This is a genomic window from Paraflavitalea sp. CAU 1676, assembly GCF_029223285.1.
Lineage (GTDB): Bacteria > Bacteroidota > Bacteroidia > Chitinophagales > Chitinophagaceae > Paraflavitalea.
In genome coordinates, this window is record NZ_JARHUJ010000008.1 from 18,143 (window position 1) to 36,915 (window position 18,773).

16 protein-coding genes are annotated in these 18,773 nt (G+C 49.6%); 9 read left to right on the forward strand and 7 right to left on the reverse strand.

Features of this window, described 5'->3' with window-relative positions:
* Positions 1-213 precede the first annotated feature (213 nt).
* The gene (locus P2H89_RS24915) at positions 214-867 is read left to right on the forward strand and encodes a hypothetical protein (RefSeq protein ID WP_275832126.1); all 654 of its coding nucleotides are present in this window, start codon (positions 214-216) and stop codon (positions 865-867) included.
* Between the two features lie 34 nt (positions 868-901).
* On the opposite strand, the gene P2H89_RS24920 is transcribed toward P2H89_RS24915, so the two are convergent.
* Positions 902-1,246 (reverse strand): hypothetical protein, encoded by a 345-nt coding sequence (locus P2H89_RS24920; RefSeq protein WP_275832128.1) that lies wholly within the window; start codon positions 1,244-1,246, stop codon positions 902-904.
* A gap of 293 nt (positions 1,247-1,539) precedes the next feature.
* On the opposite strand from P2H89_RS24920, the gene P2H89_RS24925 reads away from it, so the two are divergent.
* From P2H89_RS24925 to P2H89_RS24935, 3 genes are all read left to right on the forward strand, one after another.
* Entirely contained in the window at positions 1,540-2,961 is a 1,422-nt protein-coding gene (locus tag P2H89_RS24925) for a tetratricopeptide repeat protein (RefSeq protein WP_275832130.1), read from the forward strand.
* Positions 2,962-3,152: 191 nt separating this feature from the next.
* The gene (locus P2H89_RS24930) at positions 3,153-3,923 is read left to right on the forward strand and encodes a phosphosulfolactate synthase (protein ID WP_275832132.1); all 771 of its coding nucleotides are present in this window, start codon (positions 3,153-3,155) and stop codon (positions 3,921-3,923) included.
* Positions 3,923-4,657, forward strand: a complete 735-nt coding sequence (locus tag P2H89_RS24935; protein ID WP_275832134.1) for a shikimate dehydrogenase — start codon at positions 3,923-3,925, stop codon at positions 4,655-4,657. The genes P2H89_RS24930 and P2H89_RS24935 overlap by 1 nt, the downstream gene beginning before the upstream one ends.
* Here P2H89_RS24935 and P2H89_RS24940 read toward each other — a convergent pair.
* The 5 genes from P2H89_RS24940 to P2H89_RS24960 all read right to left on the reverse strand — a co-directional run bounded on the left by P2H89_RS24940 (position 4,654) and on the right by P2H89_RS24960 (position 8,209).
* Positions 4,654-5,085 (reverse strand): thioesterase family protein, encoded by a 432-nt coding sequence (locus P2H89_RS24940; RefSeq protein ID WP_275832136.1) that lies wholly within the window; start codon positions 5,083-5,085, stop codon positions 4,654-4,656. The two genes, P2H89_RS24935 and P2H89_RS24940, sit on opposite strands and share 4 nt — an antisense overlap.
* A gap of 31 nt (positions 5,086-5,116) precedes the next feature.
* Positions 5,117-6,052, reverse strand: coding sequence for a hypothetical protein (locus P2H89_RS24945; protein WP_275832138.1), 936 nt, complete (start codon positions 6,050-6,052; stop codon positions 5,117-5,119).
* Position 6,053: 1 nt separating this feature from the next.
* Positions 6,054-6,593, reverse strand: a complete 540-nt coding sequence (locus P2H89_RS24950; RefSeq protein WP_275832140.1) for a sigma-70 family RNA polymerase sigma factor — start codon at positions 6,591-6,593, stop codon at positions 6,054-6,056.
* A 112-nt stretch (positions 6,594-6,705) separates the two neighbouring features.
* Entirely contained in the window at positions 6,706-7,296 is a 591-nt protein-coding gene (gene rdgB / locus P2H89_RS24955; protein WP_275832142.1) for an RdgB/HAM1 family non-canonical purine NTP pyrophosphatase, read from the reverse strand.
* Positions 7,297-7,315: 19 nt separating this feature from the next.
* Positions 7,316-8,209 carry a hypothetical protein gene (locus P2H89_RS24960; protein WP_275832144.1) on the reverse strand — a complete coding sequence of 298 codons (894 nt, stop codon included), beginning with the start codon at positions 8,207-8,209 and terminating at the stop codon, positions 7,316-7,318.
* A gap of 138 nt (positions 8,210-8,347) precedes the next feature.
* Between P2H89_RS24960 and P2H89_RS24965 the strand changes: the two genes are divergently transcribed.
* The 4 genes from P2H89_RS24965 (at position 8,348) to P2H89_RS24980 (ending at position 14,823) form a co-directional block, all read left to right on the forward strand.
* Positions 8,348-9,412, forward strand: coding sequence for a branched-chain amino acid aminotransferase (locus P2H89_RS24965; RefSeq protein ID WP_275832146.1), 1,065 nt, complete (start codon positions 8,348-8,350; stop codon positions 9,410-9,412).
* A gap of 190 nt (positions 9,413-9,602) precedes the next feature.
* Entirely contained in the window at positions 9,603-9,983 is a 381-nt protein-coding gene (gene rpsL, locus P2H89_RS24970; RefSeq protein ID WP_054281116.1) for a 30S ribosomal protein S12, read from the forward strand.
* A gap of 105 nt (positions 9,984-10,088) precedes the next feature.
* Positions 10,089-10,556, forward strand: coding sequence for a 30S ribosomal protein S7 (rpsG, locus tag P2H89_RS24975; protein ID WP_275832149.1), 468 nt, complete (start codon positions 10,089-10,091; stop codon positions 10,554-10,556).
* 364 nt (positions 10,557-10,920) lie between these two features.
* Positions 10,921-14,823: a T9SS type A sorting domain-containing protein gene (locus P2H89_RS24980; RefSeq protein WP_275832151.1), complete on the forward strand. Its 3,903-nt coding sequence runs from the start codon at positions 10,921-10,923 to the stop codon at positions 14,821-14,823.
* A 68-nt stretch (positions 14,824-14,891) separates the two neighbouring features.
* Here P2H89_RS24980 and P2H89_RS24985 read toward each other — a convergent pair whose 3' ends face one another.
* Positions 14,892-17,507 (reverse strand): S8 family peptidase, encoded by a 2,616-nt coding sequence (locus P2H89_RS24985; RefSeq protein ID WP_275832153.1) that lies wholly within the window; start codon positions 17,505-17,507, stop codon positions 14,892-14,894.
* 391 nt (positions 17,508-17,898) lie between these two features.
* Here P2H89_RS24985 and P2H89_RS24990 point away from each other — a divergent pair, with 391 nt between their 5' ends.
* Positions 17,899-18,711, forward strand: coding sequence for a M57 family metalloprotease (locus P2H89_RS24990; protein ID WP_275832155.1), 813 nt, complete (start codon positions 17,899-17,901; stop codon positions 18,709-18,711).
* The last annotated feature ends 62 nt before the right edge of the window (positions 18,712-18,773 follow it).

Here is an 18,773-nt window from a genome sequence, read left to right on the forward strand (position 1 = left end):
TCCTGCCAGCCACCCACAACCCCGCCGCACCCCCCCATTTCACCCGCACACCAGCCCACTCTCACAATTCCAACCCAAACTTGCTCGTTAATCGAAAGTATTTCGTTAAAAATCAAGATAATAGTACCTTAAATTGACCGGTTGTTATTATTTTAGGCAACGCTTAAGGTTACTTAACGCGTCTTTAAGGCAACTCATCAACCCAGGCTCAACATGAAAAAATACATAGTGCTCTTAGCGTTGAATACGGTCCTCCTGCTTACCGCAGCCGGACAAAAGCGGGTTTCTGAGCTCACCCTCGTGTATGATGCCGCCATATCCTCCGGCAGCAAAGAGCCAAAAATGGCCGATGCCCTCGATGGGGCAACCACCACCGTGTACCTCAAAGGCCCCATGAGCCGTACCGAAATGGTGAGTGCATTGTTTTCCTCTACCACCATACACGACTCCAAGGCCGGCACGTCGGTAGTGCTGCGCGAAGTGAGCGGACAAAAATTATTGATCAGGATGACGGCCGACAACTGGGCCGAGAAGAATAAGCGGTATACCGGCATGACATTCACCGATACAAAGGAAACCAAGGTGATCGCAGGTTACAACTGTACCAAGGCCGAGGCCAAACTGGCCGATGGCACCACCTTTACCGTCTATTATACTGCTGATATAATCCCCGAGAATAAGGATTACGACTCCCAGTTCAAAAACCTCAATGGGTTACCCCTCGAGTACGAACTGGTTCAGGGAAAGCTCACCATCAAATACACCGTATCCAGGATCAACCTGAACCCGGTACCGGCCTCCAGGTTTGATCTACCCAAAAGCGGATATCGTGAGCTCACGTACGATGAGAGCAAGAGGATGAATTAACAAGACTTTTTAATGACTTTTTAATCGATAAAGCTTACTTATGTAGCTTTATTTTAAGATCTAACAGGTTGAAATTCGACTTGAAGGTCGGTTTTACATTCATTTTAACCTGCTGGGGCATGATGTACACGGTGTTCCCCTTTTGGTAGGTTACCACTGTCCCGAGCGTTACAAAACTCCGGTTACGTTCGGCACTGAAAATGTGGCTTCCCGTATAGGAAGGACCAGCTTTCAGCGTGAACCCATTAGTGGTTCTTATTGGTGTGTAGATGGGCTTTAGCGGCGCCTCAGACTTCTTTTTACCACCACCGCTGCTGGCTACAGCAGCAAGTGCAACCGCCCCGATCATCGCACAACTGATGAGGGTCTTTTTTAGCATGTGGGTAAATTTAAGAGTAGAGTTTGCCTTCATAACTAACGCAAAAATATTGAAAAAATTTTAGAATCCTTTAACCTCTCGTCACAAATCTTAGTATCTCTTTAACGAATAAAGATGCATAAAGGTTACAGATTCCATAAAATTGACACAACTATTTTAACAAATGTTGCACGTCACCCCTAAAATATTAAGGTTCAACCATTTTGACCTCCAGTTATCAACACCCTGTCGATAAGAAAAAATTGGTATGCATCCACTAATGAGCTATTTTACATAAACCTTTACTTAATTACATGAGAGACAATCCATCACGAAATGACAATGAGGAACTGAGGGAATTGGTAAAGCAGTTTCAAAACCTCAAATCGGGCCGGAGCCACTCCTTCCTCGATGAGGAGGCCTTTGAGCGCATAATCGACTATTTCGACGACCGCGAAGACCTGCAACAAGCCCTGGAAGCAGCCGAACTCGGTATTGAACAATACCCGTATTCGGCCATGCTGCTTATTAAGAAGGCCGACCTGCTCATCGCCACCCGCCATTACCAGGAAGCCCTCAAGATCCTCAAGCATGCCGAACTGTTAGACAGCAACGATATCAACCTCTATATCCTCAAAACCGACGCCTACCTGGCGCTCGACCAACAGGAAAAAGCCGTTGCCCTGCTCGAGAATGCCCTGCAGCTCTTCGAAGGGCAGGAGCGCATCGAACTGCTGTTCGAACTGGCAGACGTATACGACGATTACGAAGAGTTTGATAAGATCTTCGATTGCCTCAAGCTCATCCTCGAACAGGAGCCCAACAACGAAGAAGCCCTGTACAAGATCTGCTTCTGGACCGACTTTACCGGCCGCAACGAAGAAAGCATCCTGCTGCACCAGCAGATCATCGAAGAACATCCCTACAGCGAGCTCGCCTGGTTCAACCTCGCCGCCGCCTACCAGGGCCTCAAACTATACGAGAAAGCCATCGATGCCTATAAATATGCGATCGTGATCGACGAAAAGTTCGATTACGCCTACCGCAATATGGGCGATGCCTATATCCGGATGCGCAAATACAAGGACGCCATCGAAGTACTGGAAAAGGTACTCGAACTGTCGCGCCCCGAAGACGTCATCTATGAGGCCATCGGGCATTGCTACGATCGTATGAAGAACTTCGCACAGGCAAGGTTCTACTACCGCAAAGCATCCCACCTCAATGTGGAAGACAGTAAACTGCACTACAAGATCGCTTATACCTATATCAACGAGGCACAATGGGCTACCGCCATCAAACACCTCGAAACAGCCCTGCAGATACACCGCATGCAGCCCGAGTACAATATGGCCATGGGCGAGTGTAAAATGCAGATGGGCGAATACAAGGAGGCGATACAATATTTCTCCAATGTGGTGAGGCAGCGTCCCCGCAATATATCCAGCTGGGAAGCGCTTATACGCTGTCTTTACAATGGCGAGTTCTATGAAGAAGCACTTGAGCAGGTAAAAGCCGCCATCAAGATGACAGAGGGCAAACCGCTTTTCCTGTTTTACCTGGTAGGCGTATACTTTGCCCTGGGTAAGGTCAAGGAAGCACTACTTCAATTGGAGAATGCCATGAATGTAGCACCCCGTATGGTGAAGAAGCTGGTGCAGCTCAATCCTGCACTGCTGCAGCATCAGCTGGTGGTGGAAGTAGTGGCACGCTACAAAAAGAACAAGCCCCAGTAATGGGCAGCAGTCCTGCCCGGTTTTCTAAGATTGATCAGGTGTTATTATGAATCGATGCATGTTGTATTAGCATAAAAGCAGTCTTATACAGCTTTTATCTAATATACTGTGCAGGATACCTTGTATCATTTCTGTTGTTTCTTCCCTATTTTTGCGGCGGTTTTTGAAACCGTAATAGTAAAATCCAGCGAATGAATTTCAATCTCACACAAATGCCCGATAGAAACCTTAAGCCTCGTACCAATGGTATAACCATGGTCATGGATAAGGGACTTAGTATTCCAGAAGTGCATAATTTCCTGAGTGTGTCGGGCCCTCATGTTGATATCGTGAAACTCGGATTTGGAACCTCCTTTGTTACCCCGAACCTGCGTGAAAAGATCGAAGTATACCAATCTTATAATATACCCATCTATTTTGGCGGTACCCTGTTCGAAGCGTTCCTCGTTCGTAACCAATTCAATGATTACATTGCCGTTTGTAAGGATTATGGCATCGAGTACATGGAAGTAAGCGATGGCTCCATCACCATCCCCCACGCGGAAAAATGTGGTTACATCGAGAAGCTCACCAAGCACGGCACCATCCTCAGTGAAGTAGGTAGCAAAGATGCCGCCCACATCATCCCGCCCTACAAATGGATCGAGCTCATGCGGGCCGAACTCAATGCAGGCGCAACCTACGTGATCGCCGAAGCCCGCGAAGCCGGTAACGTAGGTATTTATCGTGGCAGTGGTGAAGTAAGGGAAGGCCTGGTGCAGGAGATCCTGACGCAGATACCCGGCGAAAAGATCTTGTGGGAAGCCCCCCAGAAAGCACAGCAACTGTACTTCATAGAACTGTTGGGCTGCAATGTGAACCTCGGTAATATCGCACCCACCGAAATGATCTCACTCGAAGCCATGCGCGTAGGCCTCCGTGGCGACACCTTTAGCTTATTCCTCAATAAAGAAGAAGTATAATGAAACAGTTCGGGCTGATCGGTTACCCGTTAAGCCATTCGTTTTCGCAGAAATTCTTCACCGACAAATTCAGGGAAGAACATATCACCGGATGTGTATATGACAACTTCCCGTTGGATAATATAGACGCCCTGCGTGGGGTATTGGAAAAATACCCCAACCTGGCCGGGCTCAACGTAACCATCCCCTACAAGGAAAAGGTGATCCCTTATCTGCACCATCAAAGCGATGTGGTGAAAAGGATCGGCGCCTGCAACTGTATAAAGTTCGTCAATGGCGAACTGCATGGTTACAATACCGACGTAACCGGGTTCGAGGAATCCCTGCGTCCGCTCCTGCAATCGCACCACCAGAAGGCCTTGGTACTCGGTACCGGTGGCGCAGCCAAAGCCATACATTTTGTATTGGAAAAACTGGGCATCATATTCCTGGAGGTATCCCGCAACCCCTTCACCGGCCGGCAGATCAGTTATGAACAACTGACGCCCGAACTGCTGGAACAGCACACACTCATCATCAATACCACACCGGTAGGCATGTACCCGCACGTAGAAGAATGCCCGCAGCTGCCTTATACAGCGCTCACTAAAAGACATTACCTGTTCGACCTGGTCTATAACCCGGCCAAAACCATGTTCTTGCAAAAAGGGGAGGAGCAGGGAGCCGTCATCAAGAACGGGGCCGACATGCTCGTGATCCAGGCCGAAGAGAGCTGGCGCATCTGGAACAGTTAACGCTCCAGTCGTTCCTTGACGTCAGCCGGAATAGCCGTCACTTTCTTTTTGCCGTAATCATAACACACCATGCCCGTCTTGGCAGTGGCCACGATCACTGTTTTATCTCCCACCGTCTTTTCAAACTTGTAATACAGGTCGAAGGAAACCTTTGTAAAGTCGCCGGCAGCCACCGAAGCCTTGATTTGGTCGGGATAAAAGAGCTCCTGTTTGAACTCGATGCCCACGTCGCTCATGATCAGGCCAACCCCCGCCAGGTTCAGTTCTGTAAAGCCATGATGCGCCAGAAACTGCACCCTCGCTTCATGGATCAGTGAAAGCACCGTGTCGTTGCCAACATGGCCTCCATAGTTAAGATCAGTAATACGAACAGGGATGGTAGTGGCGAAAGTAAATTGAGTGGGTAGGTCCACTTTAATGCGTGCCATGAATAGAGTAGTTATGATCCTTTCTTAAATGCTATTTCTCTTCGATCAGGTCCTTCAATGCCATAATATCCAGGAAATTGACGGCTGTAGGGGTAAAGCTTGCTTCCTGCATGAGCCTGGCGCGCCATTGAAGGAACCGGCCCTTCCATAAACCATTTCCTCTGATCAGGGCCTCAAAATACTCAGCAGGATCCATCGGCGTGTTGAGGTCCGTAAGCACCGGAAGGAACTTGGCGCTGAGTCTCGTTTGCTCCCCATTGGGGCCTGTAATGATAATGTAGTTGTTATCCCGCGAAACAATGAGGCTTTTGTCGAGGATGATATTGCCGCTGGCATCCTTGATCAGCGGCGCCTTCACGCCTCTGCGCATGGTCGTTTGCTCAGCATGCAGGTCACCCATCGCCGCGTATTGAATATCGGCCGACTGTTCTTCGGGCAGCGTGCCATTGCCGTAATCGCCTGGCAGGGACTGTACCGCATTCACCCTTTTGGAAATATCGATCCGGCGCTTCGGCCTTCCGCCGATAGAGGCGTCTATTACGGGCAGACTGGGTTGTACCGTCCTGTCTTCAGTATCAGTAACCGCAGGCTGGGTGGTAGTCGGGTTGCCTTGTTGTACGATCGGTTCACTGCCCTCGATGCTCAGGAAGCGCCAGGTGGCAAAACCCACAATGCCCAACACAGCCGCAGCTATGGCGAGTTTACGAAAAGGGAGGTTGATCACTTTGGCCGGCTGGGCGGCAGGCACGGGGCCAGGTTCAGCGATAGCTTCATTCACCTGCAAAGCCAGGGCAATGTGCTGCCAGGCAGCTGGTGGGGGAGCGGTTTCCCAATCGTGCAGTCTATCGGCAACGCTCCTTTCCCGGGCATCGAACTCCGTGTCCAGCCGGGAGCTAATAGCATCCCAGGCAGCTGGTGGAGGAGCCGTCTCGAGGTTAAAGAGAATATTTTTTACGTTGGCGGACATATCAGCGGGTAAAGGATTTTTTCGTGTCGCTTAAATACTGGGTCACTTTCTTCTGCAGGATCGATTTGGCCCTTGCCAATTGCGATTTGCTGGTGCCTTCGCTGATCCCCAATAACTCACCGATCTCTTTGTGAGAATACCCTTCCACCACATACAGGTTGAAGACGGTACGGTAACCGGGCGAAAGCTCCTGAACTAAATTGATAATATCTTTTTCTGCCAGGGTGTCGAGCGCTGAGATATCCGTGTCCTCTATCGTGTTCTCTTCCTTTTCACTGACGCTTGATAACTGAGCCGATTTCTTGCGGAAATGTTCAATGGAGGTGTTGACAAAGACCCTCCGCACCCATCCTTCAAAAGAACCCTCAGCGCGAAAACGGTGAAGGTTTCTGAATACCTTGATAAATCCTTCCTGTAGCAGGTCCTGGGCATCATCGGCATTATTGGCATAACGCAGACATACAGCATACATCTTGGGGGCAAACCTGCGATACAGTTCTTCCTGCATTCGCCTGTCGCCCGCAATACATCCCTTAATCAAGTCGGATTCGGAAATGTTATAGTTGCTTTTTTGGTCCAAATTTTTAAATAAATATTTGAAAGAGTGGAATGGGGTGATTGATCAGCAGAAACTACTGTAACTCACCATTCTATCAGGCGTGCAGCACCTTATCCTGCAAAAAAGAAACCAGCTTATCGGCCGCTTTTTTGCGGTGGCTCAGCTTCCCCTTTTCTTCAAGTGACATTTCTCCAAAAGTAAGCGTACTACCGGCAGGAACAAATACCGGGTCATAACCAAAACCACCGTTTCCTCTTCTTTCCCCAATGATGGCGCCTTCGCAGATGCCTTCAAAAAGGTACTCCCGGCCCTCCCACAAAAGGGAGATAACTGTGCGGAACCGGGCCCGGCGGTCGGGGTTATTCCCCAGCTTGGATAGCAATTTATCGATATTATTATCAAAAGCCTTGTCTTCACCTGCATAACGGGCACTTTTTACACCAGGCTCGCCACCCAGGGCATCCACTTCCAGACCGGTGTCTTCACTGAAACAGTTCAGGCCCGTTAGTTGTAAAATCGTGCGCGATTTCTCCGTAGCATTGGCTTCGAGGGTATCATGCGGCTCGGGGATATCGATATCGATACCCGCCTGCTTCAGGCTGATCACCTCGATCTTTGAGCCAATCGCCGCTTGGATCTCCTCTACCTTATGCGCATTGTTCGTCGCGAAAATCAGTTGTATCATCAGTTCGGTTTACAGTTCGTCAAACGCCGAAGATCTTTCTCAAGCTGTCCCACAGCCTGCGCTTCAGCAATTTCCCATCTTCCGTTTCCATGTTCAGTTCATCCAGCGAAGGGGTAAAAAGATAAGTGGTACCGGCATACTCCTGTGCCTTGAAAGCAGGGAAGGAGAGAGGTAGGCCCGCTTCTTCCGGCGTAACGCCAAATAACAAAGCTGTTTTGGGCTGAAGCTGCCGCTTCAGCAGGTTCATATCTACCCGCAGATTAGCGTCATTCACAATGGCCACATCGCCCAGGTTCAGCTTGCACGCGCCCAGCATCTTCGTGAGTAGCTGAAGATTATTCTCGGGTAGAAAGGCCTCACCGGGCGAACGTACGATCACGGACACCTGCTGGCGGTTATTGCCCAGTATTTTATAGACAGAAGATGCAGAGGGTTGTAACGGTTGGGCAGGGCCTACAGTGGTAGACACCGGCGGAACATCAATACCTGTAGTCGACCCCAGGTTCGCCACTGGCTCCGCAGTGCCGCTGCCTGGTACGGAGCTGGATCGCACGGGTTCAGTCGCCCCGGTGGCTTGCACGGGATTAACCGTCCCAGCGGCTGTCACCGCATTGATCGGTCGCTCTCCGGTCCCACCGGCTGCCACACCTGGCTGAGCCGCAACCCTGGCTTCAATAGCCGCCGTAGTGCCTGCAGCCGACTGATTACCCGCTACCGTAGTTGCGGCCGAAACACCTGCCGAAGCCTGACCACCAGCGGACGCCTGCGACGGCGCGACCGGCGCTTCCACCCGGTCTTCGGCAAGCGGCAGCGCATTAACGCCCACCACGGCTTTCCCTTCTCCCTGCACAATCGCCTTTTTGTAAAGGCCGGCAAGCACAATGCCCGGTAATTCTATGTTATAAGCCGACATATAATTTTTTAATGATATTACCCTTTCATCCCTGGCCGGGCATTTTATCTTGACACTAACAATTGTTAGCAAAAGTTGCCTGGATTTTTTGCAGGCAGCAAGTTTAATTGTTTCTTTGTGGCTCAAAAATACTGGATTATGATTGATGCATATAGCATACCTGTGACAAAAATTGAAAGAAGCAAACTGAATGATATTCCGATGGATAACATTCCGTTTGGCAGGTATTTTACCGACCACATGCTCGAAGCCGATTATGAGAACGGTGAATGGAAGAATGTGGAGATCAAGCCCTACCAGCCCCTCGTACTGAGCCCCGCACTGGCCTCCATCCATTACGGTCAGGCTATTTTTGAAGGGATCAAAGCCTACCGCAACGAAGACGGAGAAGCATATATATTTCGTCCATACGATAATTTCAAGCGATTCAACGTATCCGCCACCCGCATGGCCATGCCCGAAGTGCCCGAAGAGCTCTTCATAGAAGGAATGCGCCAGCTGATCGCGGTTGATAAGAACTGGATCCCTAATAAAGAAGATCATTCCCTGTATGTACGCCCGTTCATGTTCTCGACCGACGAAGTGATTGGCGTAAAAGCATCTGATACTTACAAGTTTATGATCATCCTGAGTCCCACCGGCCCATATTACGCCGCACCGGCCCGGATCTATGTGGAAGAAAAATATACCCGCGCCGCTCCGGGTGGAGTAGGGTACGCCAAAGTAGCCGGCAACTACGGCGCCAGCATGATGGTAACCGCCGAAGCCAAGAGCAAAGGATACGATCAGGTACTATGGACAGATGCCGTTGAGCACAAATATGTACAGGAGATCGGAACCATGAACGTGTTCTTCATCGTGGGCAACAAAGCGATTACGCCCGATCTGAACGCAGGCACTATCCTCGCCGGGGTTACCCGCGACAGCGCGCTCACCGTGCTGGCCGAAATGGGACTCACCGTAGAAGAAAGGCCGGTGAACATCGAGGAAATGATCGAAGCCTACAAGGCCGGTCAGCTGCTCGAAGTATTCGGAACCGGCACAGCCGCCACCATCTCGCCGATCAAAGAATTGAAATACAAAGACTTTGTAATGACGTTCAATGTAGACGAGTGGAAGACGGCCCCCGAAATGAAACGTCGCCTCAATGACATCCGGGAAGGCAGAGTTGCCGACAAACACGGATGGATGTTCAAGATATAGTATTTTAAAAATAAGCCATTAGCTGACAGGAGGTTACGTGGATAAGCCTGCAGCTGATGGCTTCTTGTTTCGGCAAGAAATTAAGGAGTTATCCACATTCACCGGGAGAAATACGTAAAATCCCCGATTAAGATTTGGTATTTAAATAGCAGCGGTTTACCTTTGCCCTCCCAAAAATAAAAGGTTCAGAATGCCTACAATTCAACAATTGGTTAGAAAAGGAAGAGAGATCATCAAGGCCAAGAGCAAGTCAAGGGCTTTGGATTCCTGTCCGTTCCGTCGCGGTGTTTGCACCCGCGTATATACAACTACTCCCAAAAAGCCAAACTCGGCTTTGCGTAAAGTAGCAAAGGTGCGTTTGACAAATAAAGTAGAGGTGATTGCTTATATACCCGGTGAAGGACATAACCTGCAGGAGCACTCCATTGTGTTGGTTCGTGGCGGTCGTGTAAAGGATTTACCAGGTGTACGTTATCACATCGTTCGCGGTAGCCTTGACACTGCTGGTGTAAAGGATCGTAAGAAGAGCCGTTCTAAATACGGTACTAAACGCGAAAAAGCCAAGAAATAAATTGGCGTAACCCTCCCTGCACGTTCATCGTGCCTGTTGGGTAAATCAATTAAATAAGATAAATCTGGATCGGCCTGGCTGGTCCAACTTTAATAAGCGATAACAATGAGGAAGACTAAAGCCAAAAAAATTGCCCCGGCTCCAGACGCAAAATACAATGATGCACTGGTAACACGTTTCGTTAACAACCTGATGTGGCAGGGTAAAAAGAATACGGCATTCACCATTTTCTACGACGCTATGGATCGTATTTCCAAGCAAACCAATGAAAATGGATACGAAATATGGAAAAAAGCGTTGTCCAATGTAACGCCTGCTGTAGAAGTACGCAGCCGTCGTATTGGTGGTGCAACCTTCCAGATCCCTGCTGAAGTTCGTGCAGACAGGAAGATCTCCCTGAGCATCAAGTGGCTCATCCGCTTCAGCCGTGAAAGAAACGGTCGTAGCATGGCCGAAAAGCTGGCGAACGAAGTAGTAGCCGCTGCAAAGGGTGAAGGTGGTGCATTCAAAAAGAAAGAAGATACCCACCGTATGGCTGAAGCCAACAAGGCTTTCGCTCACTTCAAAGTTTAATCTACTTGTAGAGCATCATACCGAGAACCATCCGGCTTGTCCGGATGGTTTTTTTATTTTCACCCGCTCCGCCACCTCCCCTTTTGGCTCGCCGTATAGTATTTATGCACATTTATAACCCCGGCTGCCTAAAATTAATATCTGCCCAGGCTCCCTTTCAAATTACCCGGCAAACCCTTGAACAGCAGTTGTTCTGTGTATGAACAATCCTCTCCATACATACCCGCCCCTCCCCAAATAGCGTTGATTTTTCTAATAAGTTATCCTCACAGGCTTGCATTAATGGCCAAAACCTATTTATTTTATTCTCGTATTTCAAGAGAGCCTATATCCTATAGAAAAAAATAATCCGAAATCGTACCCCATGAAGAGCCTGTTGAAATTGACGTGTAAGGGGCTACTTGTACCCCTACTGTACCTGCACCCTCTGATAGGAGCGGCCCAGGATTGTACTAAGCTGAATTTTACCTACGCTACCAAAGAGTCGAGGTGTATGGCCACCGGTAGTATCCAGGTAAATGTAACCGGTGGTTCGGGCAGCTACAACATCAAAGTGACCGGGCCTGTTACCACAGCCTACACATCTTCCACCAACATTACGGGTCTTGCGGCTGGAACCTACGTGGTCAGCGTAAAAGACATCACGACCAACTGTGTTACCGAAAAATACAATGTCGTCGTTCCGGGTTCCTACGGTGAACCCCGTTTCGTTTTAAACAAGACCGACGTTACCTGTATGAACGGAGCCGATGGTACCGTAACGGTCGCCAACCTGCTCGGCGGAAGATCACCCTTTACCTACACGATCGTAGCACCATCACCTACCAAGGTGGGCACTACCAATACATCCGGATATTTCACTGGCCTCATAGCGGGCGAATATGCCATCCAGTTAAAAGATTCCTGCGGCGGTCAGCAAACCCGCCGCGTTACCATTTTGAACTATCAGTGGTGGATCGATGGAGTAACCATCGGAAAACTGGGTTGCGATAGTGCACAGGTTACCGTAAGCCTCAAAGACAGTAAAGGCAACACAAGTGGCTTTAGCAATTTCCGCTATGGAGTAGTAAGAGCAGCAGGCGATACTGTTTGGTCTACCAACAGTAACTTCCGCCTCTTCATTGGCAAGAAACGGTCACTCACGGTAGTGATCAAAGACCCTTGCGGAACCATGCTGGTGAAGTCGTGGGTCGATCCAAACGTGCCGTCCGTAAGCGCCAATGTAACCAATGGCGACTTTACCTGTAATACATTTACAGCCACCGTATCCGGACAAAACAAGCTAACCACTCCGGCGTTCAGGCTGTACAACAGCAGTAATGTAATGATAGCCAGCAACACCACTGGTGTGTTCACAGGCCTGGCCTATGGCAGTTATTGTATCGATATCCGTGACAACTGTTACGATACCACGATCAGGCGTTGCTTCACCACTTCGCGCCCCGTACCAGCTATAGGCTGGTGGGTAAACCGCGCCGATTGGCAGTGTGGTACCTTCGATGCCAACGTTACCGATCAGGTAAACCTTACCAACCCTACTTACAAACTTTATAACAGCAGCAATACGCTGATCGCAACCAACACTACCGGGGTATTCAATAATATTCCCTATGGTGATTATTGCGTACAAATGAAAGATGGATGCTATGATACTACTATTACACGCTGTTTTTCTGAAAAGGCGCCAAAACCGGCGGTAGCACTCAACATTGCTACATCCAACAATTCCTGTTCAAACTTTACAGGTAGCGTGGCGGGACAAACCAACCTCACCAATCCTGAATACTGTTTGTACAATGCCAGCAATGTGAAAATTGCCTGCAACAATACCGGCGTATTCGATAACCTGAAATACGATACCAGGTATTGTATCAGGGTGAAGAATGATGTTTGTTACGATACCACGATCGAGCGATGCTTTATAATACCCCGTCAGGTTCCCGGCGTAAATCCCACAGTCGATATTACACAGGGTTGTAGCACGATCAATATAAAGATAGCCGGCCAGGCAAACCTGAATAATGCGGAATATTGCCTGTACAATGCCAATAATGTTAAGATATCCTGCAACACCACCGGAACGTTCAATAACCTTCCCTATGGTAAGTATTGTATGAGGATCACCAACGATCCAACTTGTTATGATACAGTCATTGTAAGGTGTTTTGAAGTGATCAGGCCCAAGCCATCCCTCTCTTCTGTAGTGAACATCAGCAGCAAGGGTTGTGATGGGTTTACGGCCAAAGTGACCGGCACCAACATTCCGGCACCCAAATTCGTTCTCTACAATTCGTCAAACGTAGCCATAGATAGCAATGCTACAGGCACATTCAATAATGTACCTTATGGCTATAATTGTATCCGCGTAAGGAACAGTTGTTACGATACATTGATAGAAAGATGCTTTACCGTGAAAAGGGATATCCCTACCGGCGGCAATGTTTCCATCAGCAATAAAGTTTGTGGCACATTCGACGCCAAAGCAACTGGTCAGAACAACATCAAGAGCGCACAGTACAGCGTATACGATACGCTCGGAAACCTGGTGGCAACCAATACCACAGGATCCTTCCCTAAACTTCCTTACGGGTATTATGATCTGAAGATCAAAGAAACCTGTTATGATACGGTAATGGTTCGACGTTTCTTCGCCGATCCCATACCGATCTCCATCTCTGTAACGGCCACAGAATCCTGTACCTTCGGTACCACCGATATTAAGGTTACATTTAATAGTGGTAATGCACCGTACAAAGTAGAAGTGCTGAACCCGGTTGGTGTAATTGTAACCACGGTAACATCGGCCACCAGCCCGGTGTTGATCAATGCCCTGCAGCCGCTTACCGGTGGTCAGCAATATACCGTGATCGGAATCGACAATTGTAATGTGAAGGATACAGCGAAAGTTACTCCTAAGCCAAGTATCATCCAGAAGACCAAGTTCGTAAAATCGAAATGTCCTTCTGGAGTTTGGGAGAACGGTGCTACGGATATCGATATCGACGTAAGCTCCAACATGGGAACCGTTACCCCGAAGATCATTAAAAAGAACAACGTCACTACGACGATCAACTTTACGAACAATGTAGGTACCACCTATAAGTTCATCGATCTGGAGCCCGCTACCTATATCGTCCAATACAGTGTGCCGAGTTGTACGGGTAAGATCTATGATACCATTGAAGTGGCGCCATATTCATTCCCTGGCCTGCAGCAGTCTGCCGCTTACCAGTGCGATAACAACAACTTCAGCGTTGGTGCGGTGGTGACCGGCGGATGCGGACCTTTTGAGTATGAGATCATCGGCAGTATACCTGCATCACCAAGTATCAATGCTACGGGACAAACCAGCCCTGTATTCACCATCACCAATGGCGTACAATATTCCCTGGTTCGTTTGCGTGCAGTTGATGCCTGCGGTAACGCCACCCTCAACGACGTCAACATCCTGCCATTGGCCAACACGCTGATCTATGCCAGCTCGGATTGTTACTACAACCAGGTGGACCTGAATGTAGACTCTACAGCCAATGCTACTTACAAATGGTACAAGAAGACGAGCGCCACAGATAGTGTACTGGTAAGTAATACTACATCTTATAAGATAGCTTACCTGTTGCCTACCGATATCGGAACCTATGTATGTCATATGTCGGTGAACAACGGATGTTTATCCAAGATATCTTATTTCGAAGTAACCGGTATGTGCGGTGGTACCCTGGCCGAAGGAGTGAACCTGACAGGTAAACAGATCAATGGCGTAAACCACCTCAACTGGATGGCAAAGAACGATGCCAATACGAAAACGTATATCATCGAACGCAGCAACGCCGCTAATGGACAGTTTACCGCCATCGGTACGGCCAACTCGCGCCAGCTGAGCGGCCAAAGTATCTATGCCTTTGCCGATGAAACACCGTTGTCGGGCGCCAACTACTACAGGTTGCGGATCGTCAGCAACGAAGGCAAACAGGTGCATAGTAATATCGTTTCTGTAAAAACAGCGGTAGTCAATACCATAACCCTGTATCCGAACCCGGCCAGAGAGGTGTTGAACATAGCCATCTCGGCTACCCAGCAGGAAACCTATAAAGTAACCCTGCTCACCACCACCGGTCAGATCGTACAGGATCAAACAGTACAGAAAGCCCCACAATCTACCATCCAGGTTCATCGCGGACCCAGTGTTAAGCGTGGAGTGTATATGCTGCGTATCCTAGCCATCAATAGCCAGGAGTCTTATGTATACAAAGTAATCTTCGAATAAACGCTTTTTGAGGTTTAAGAACAGGAAGGCCGCCTTGTGCGGCTTTTCTGTTTGTACAACCGCCCGCATTAATAGATGAATAGACTACCGGTTTGCACCTTGCGGTCGCCTTGCCGCAATCGGTAAAAGTATAAGCCGCGTTGGAATTTTAGGAGGGAAATGGTTTGATGAAGATCCGTCAGGCGCTGTTGCAATACCTGCTGCCCGATGCTATTATAGAGATAAAAACTTCCCGTACCCGGTTCTGCAGAAAGGATATGGAGCAAAGAACCGGCGTTCACCGGATTGGGATAGACAACAAAGGCAGCATCCTTCAGGAAGTAGATCGATTCCGGCTCACTATAAACAACGCTGCCGTCGCTGCGTAACAGTTGAAGCCGGTAGGTATTGGCACCCCTTGTTAAAGCTGCATCCGTAAGCTGATAGGTCAACCGGTCAACGGGCGCAATGGATTGCAGTGGTTGGTAGCCCTGGTTGCCCAGCTTTTCCACCGTTAGTTTTTTAAGAGCATACAAACTGCCCAGTTCTATCCGCAGGCTTGCTCCATTATCCACTTGATCGGCGAGAAAGCTTTTTACATAACAGGCCACACCCTGATCGGTGTAATTGAACGTATAGGCTTTCAAGCCTTCGTATCCGCCGGCCAGTAACGGTGCTACCGTGTAGTACAAAGCCGGGTAATTGCTTTTTTGGAGAATGGCTGCCGTATCATTAGTCGTTAGAATAGGCACTAGGTAGCGTTCCCCCAGGGCATATACGCGAAACCGGCTGATGCCCGGGGGCCGGTTCCAGCTCAGCAAAAAAGAATCGGCACAGTTGAACCCCGTATTGGCCTTCAACCAGCCGGCGATCACGCAGGTATCGGAGATTGCTTGGTAAGCCGCCAGCCGCATCCTTATTTGTGCAAGGACAATCGTATCGGGCGTTGTCCACGCGAAGAACCCGGTCGACAGGTCTACGTCCTCACTGATCGCTTGCCAGGTTTTTCCATCCGTGGTGAATTCAAGTGTAGCGGGCGATGAATTGCTCATAGTCGATGACCAGCGAAGAATATTGGTTTCGCCGCCGGTGATGAAATCACCCCTGGCCGGGAAATACCATTTGAAGTGATCGGCCGTATCGGCCTGCCACGACAGGGCAAAAGGTTGTGCGCCGGAAGAGATCGAATAGCCCTTTACGTTGATGCGGTAAACACCCGCACCCGGGGCTTCCAGCGACACCTGTTCAATGTTGTTAATGCTGTCCCTGTGGCGCACCGGTAATTTTTGCAGGGAGTCTATATGCGGGAAGTGATTTAATACCCAGGGCCGCCACACCTCGCCGGTGAGTGTATTGACAAGTTCAAGATCGAGGTCATTGATAAGCGCCTTGCCGGCATTGGGAGCGGCCGGTGGATCGGGCCAGCACAGGGTTATTTTGAATTGTTTGAGGCCCGTTGGAATGGTGAGGGTGGTTGAATAGGTTTGACCATTCGATACCGACCCCGTCGCGTACTTGTTTTCCAACGCTGCTTGTACGGCAGCATAAGCGTTTACATGGCCGTACCCAGTTTGAAAGTCGATACCGGGAGCCGCCACATCATCTGCCGAGTTGAGGAGAATGGCTTTCACGACGGCTGCCGGTGGCAGCGCTCCCTGATTGGCTTTGATGGCTTGTTGCACCAGCAGGGCGATGCCGGAAGTAGTAGCTGCAGCACCAGAACTGCCGTCTTCACCAAAAGCCACCAGTTCAGGTTTCACCCGGCCATCGTACCCAGGCCCCTTCGATCCCAGCGCTTCCACCTGGTAAATGCTGTTCACGGCCCCTGTGGTAATGATGTTCTTGGCCATTTTGAAACTGCCCGATAGATTGGCGTAACCGGCGATACCGGCATAAGGCCCTTGGGGACTCACCTGGTTGCCGGCATTCCCGGCAGAGAAAACATGCAGCAGGGTAGGGTTGGCTACGCTGCTGGCATCATAGGCCGCGGCATCAGCACCATAATAATTTTCAATGCCAGTACCGTACGAATGGTTCTGTACGGAAATATGGTATTGCTGATAGTCGGCGTGCGCGTCGGGCAGCAGACTGGCAAAATTAGAGGAGGTGAGCCGCGCACCCCAGGCAATGCCAAGACCCGTATAGTCCGAGTTGCCACCTCCGGCGATCAGCGTGCTCATTATGCCCGCATGTTGGGTAATAGTAGGCGATGAAAGGGGCGTAGACAGATACCTGCCCCGCAGGTCGATATCGGCTGTATCGGGTTTATTTTCCTTTACAGATACGGTGAGGTCACTGCCGGTCAGCAAGGGAAATAGACTGTGTACAAGATTTACCTGGTTGCTGCTGTTATCGAAGCTGCTCAGTGGCTGTTCTTCTTTGGGAACCCGGAGAATATCGGCAAATCGCACCAGGGAAGAGGGGAGGATCAAAGAGTCCAGCTGGGCTTTGGAACAGCTGATGGTGATCAGGTTGGTGGCAGCATACTCCCCGCGAACCTGCGAAAGCATATGATGCCTGGTTAAGTAATCTTTAAAGGCAACCGGATCGGAGCACACGATCCAATATTGGTTTACCTGGCTGGCAGGTATTTTTCGGGAAGCCAATAGCGGCGACAACTTACCGGAAGCAAGGCGCTTGCCTTCCTGTGCCGTCAACACCATCGACCCGCTTAGGAACAAGGCTAATAAAAAGTAGATTCTCATAGTCAATCAGCAGGTCTTCTAAATTTAGGCAATCGCCCTTGATATATCGTTTTTTTATTTCGCGACATCTTCCACATTTCAGCCAGCCGCCATCGCCCGTTAGCAGTCTCACCTTTCTGCATCCGTCAGTCACCTTACCGCATCCGCCAGTCGCCTTACCGCATCCGCCGTCACTATACCGCATCCGCCGTCACCATCCCGCGTCCGGCGGCCTGCCACATCAGCGCAGCCGCTCCCTGCTCCATTAATTGCAATCCTGTTGCTCTTTATACTTGATAAGAATCGATAATGTTTTGGTATATTAGAAATAGAATACATGCAATCGGGAGTACTGCAGTTCAACATCCCGGAATCCCCCGTCTTATTATTCATCTTCTAACCTTCTTTCATTATGAGAAAACTACTATCCGTTACAGTTATCTGTAGTCTCGGCTGTTTGCTCTTCTTCACTGCGTGTAAGAAAGCCGCTACCAATGAAACATCCGACCAAACGGCCGGGGAGATCGATCAGGCATCCCTCGATGCGATCTACCAGCTCGGGTTCAGCAACAAAAATGTTTCGACCGATGAGGATGGCAACTACCTCGTCGAAGGCGATATCGTGATCTCTCGCCAGGATCTGCAGGCAAAGGCAGACATGCGTTTCCTCCGGATCGGTAATGAAGAGCAGTATCGCACCAACAACCTGGTGTCTGCACTGCCCCGCACGATCAGGGTAAGTCTGGCCAATCAACTGCCCTCGTCGTACGTCGCCGCCCTGGATGAAGCGCTGGCGAGGTACAATGCGCAAGGGCTTAGGATTACCTTCACGCGCGTATCATCCGGTGCCAACATCAGCATCGTGCGGGGAAATGGCAATTACCTCGCATCAGCCGGCTTCCCTACCAGTGGTGGAAATCCCTATGGACAGATCAAGGTGAACGCCCGCGCCATCGGCAACCAGCCGCAAAGCACCGTGGCCAGTATCCTCGCCCATGAGATCGGCCATTGTATTGGGTTCAGGCACACGGACTATATGGATCGTAGTTTTAGCTGCGGTGGGCAACCGGTCAACGAAGGTGCCTCCACCATTGGAGCCGTCTATATTCCGGGAACAGCGGCCGGGCCCGACCCCAATTCCTGGATGTTGTCCTGCATCGGATCGGGGCAAAACAGACCGTTTAACGCAAACGACCGGACCGCCTTGAATTATTTGTATAAGTGATTGAAAAGTAAATAAATAACTGCACTCCCAAGGCCCTGCCCCAGTGCAGGGCCTTATTTTTG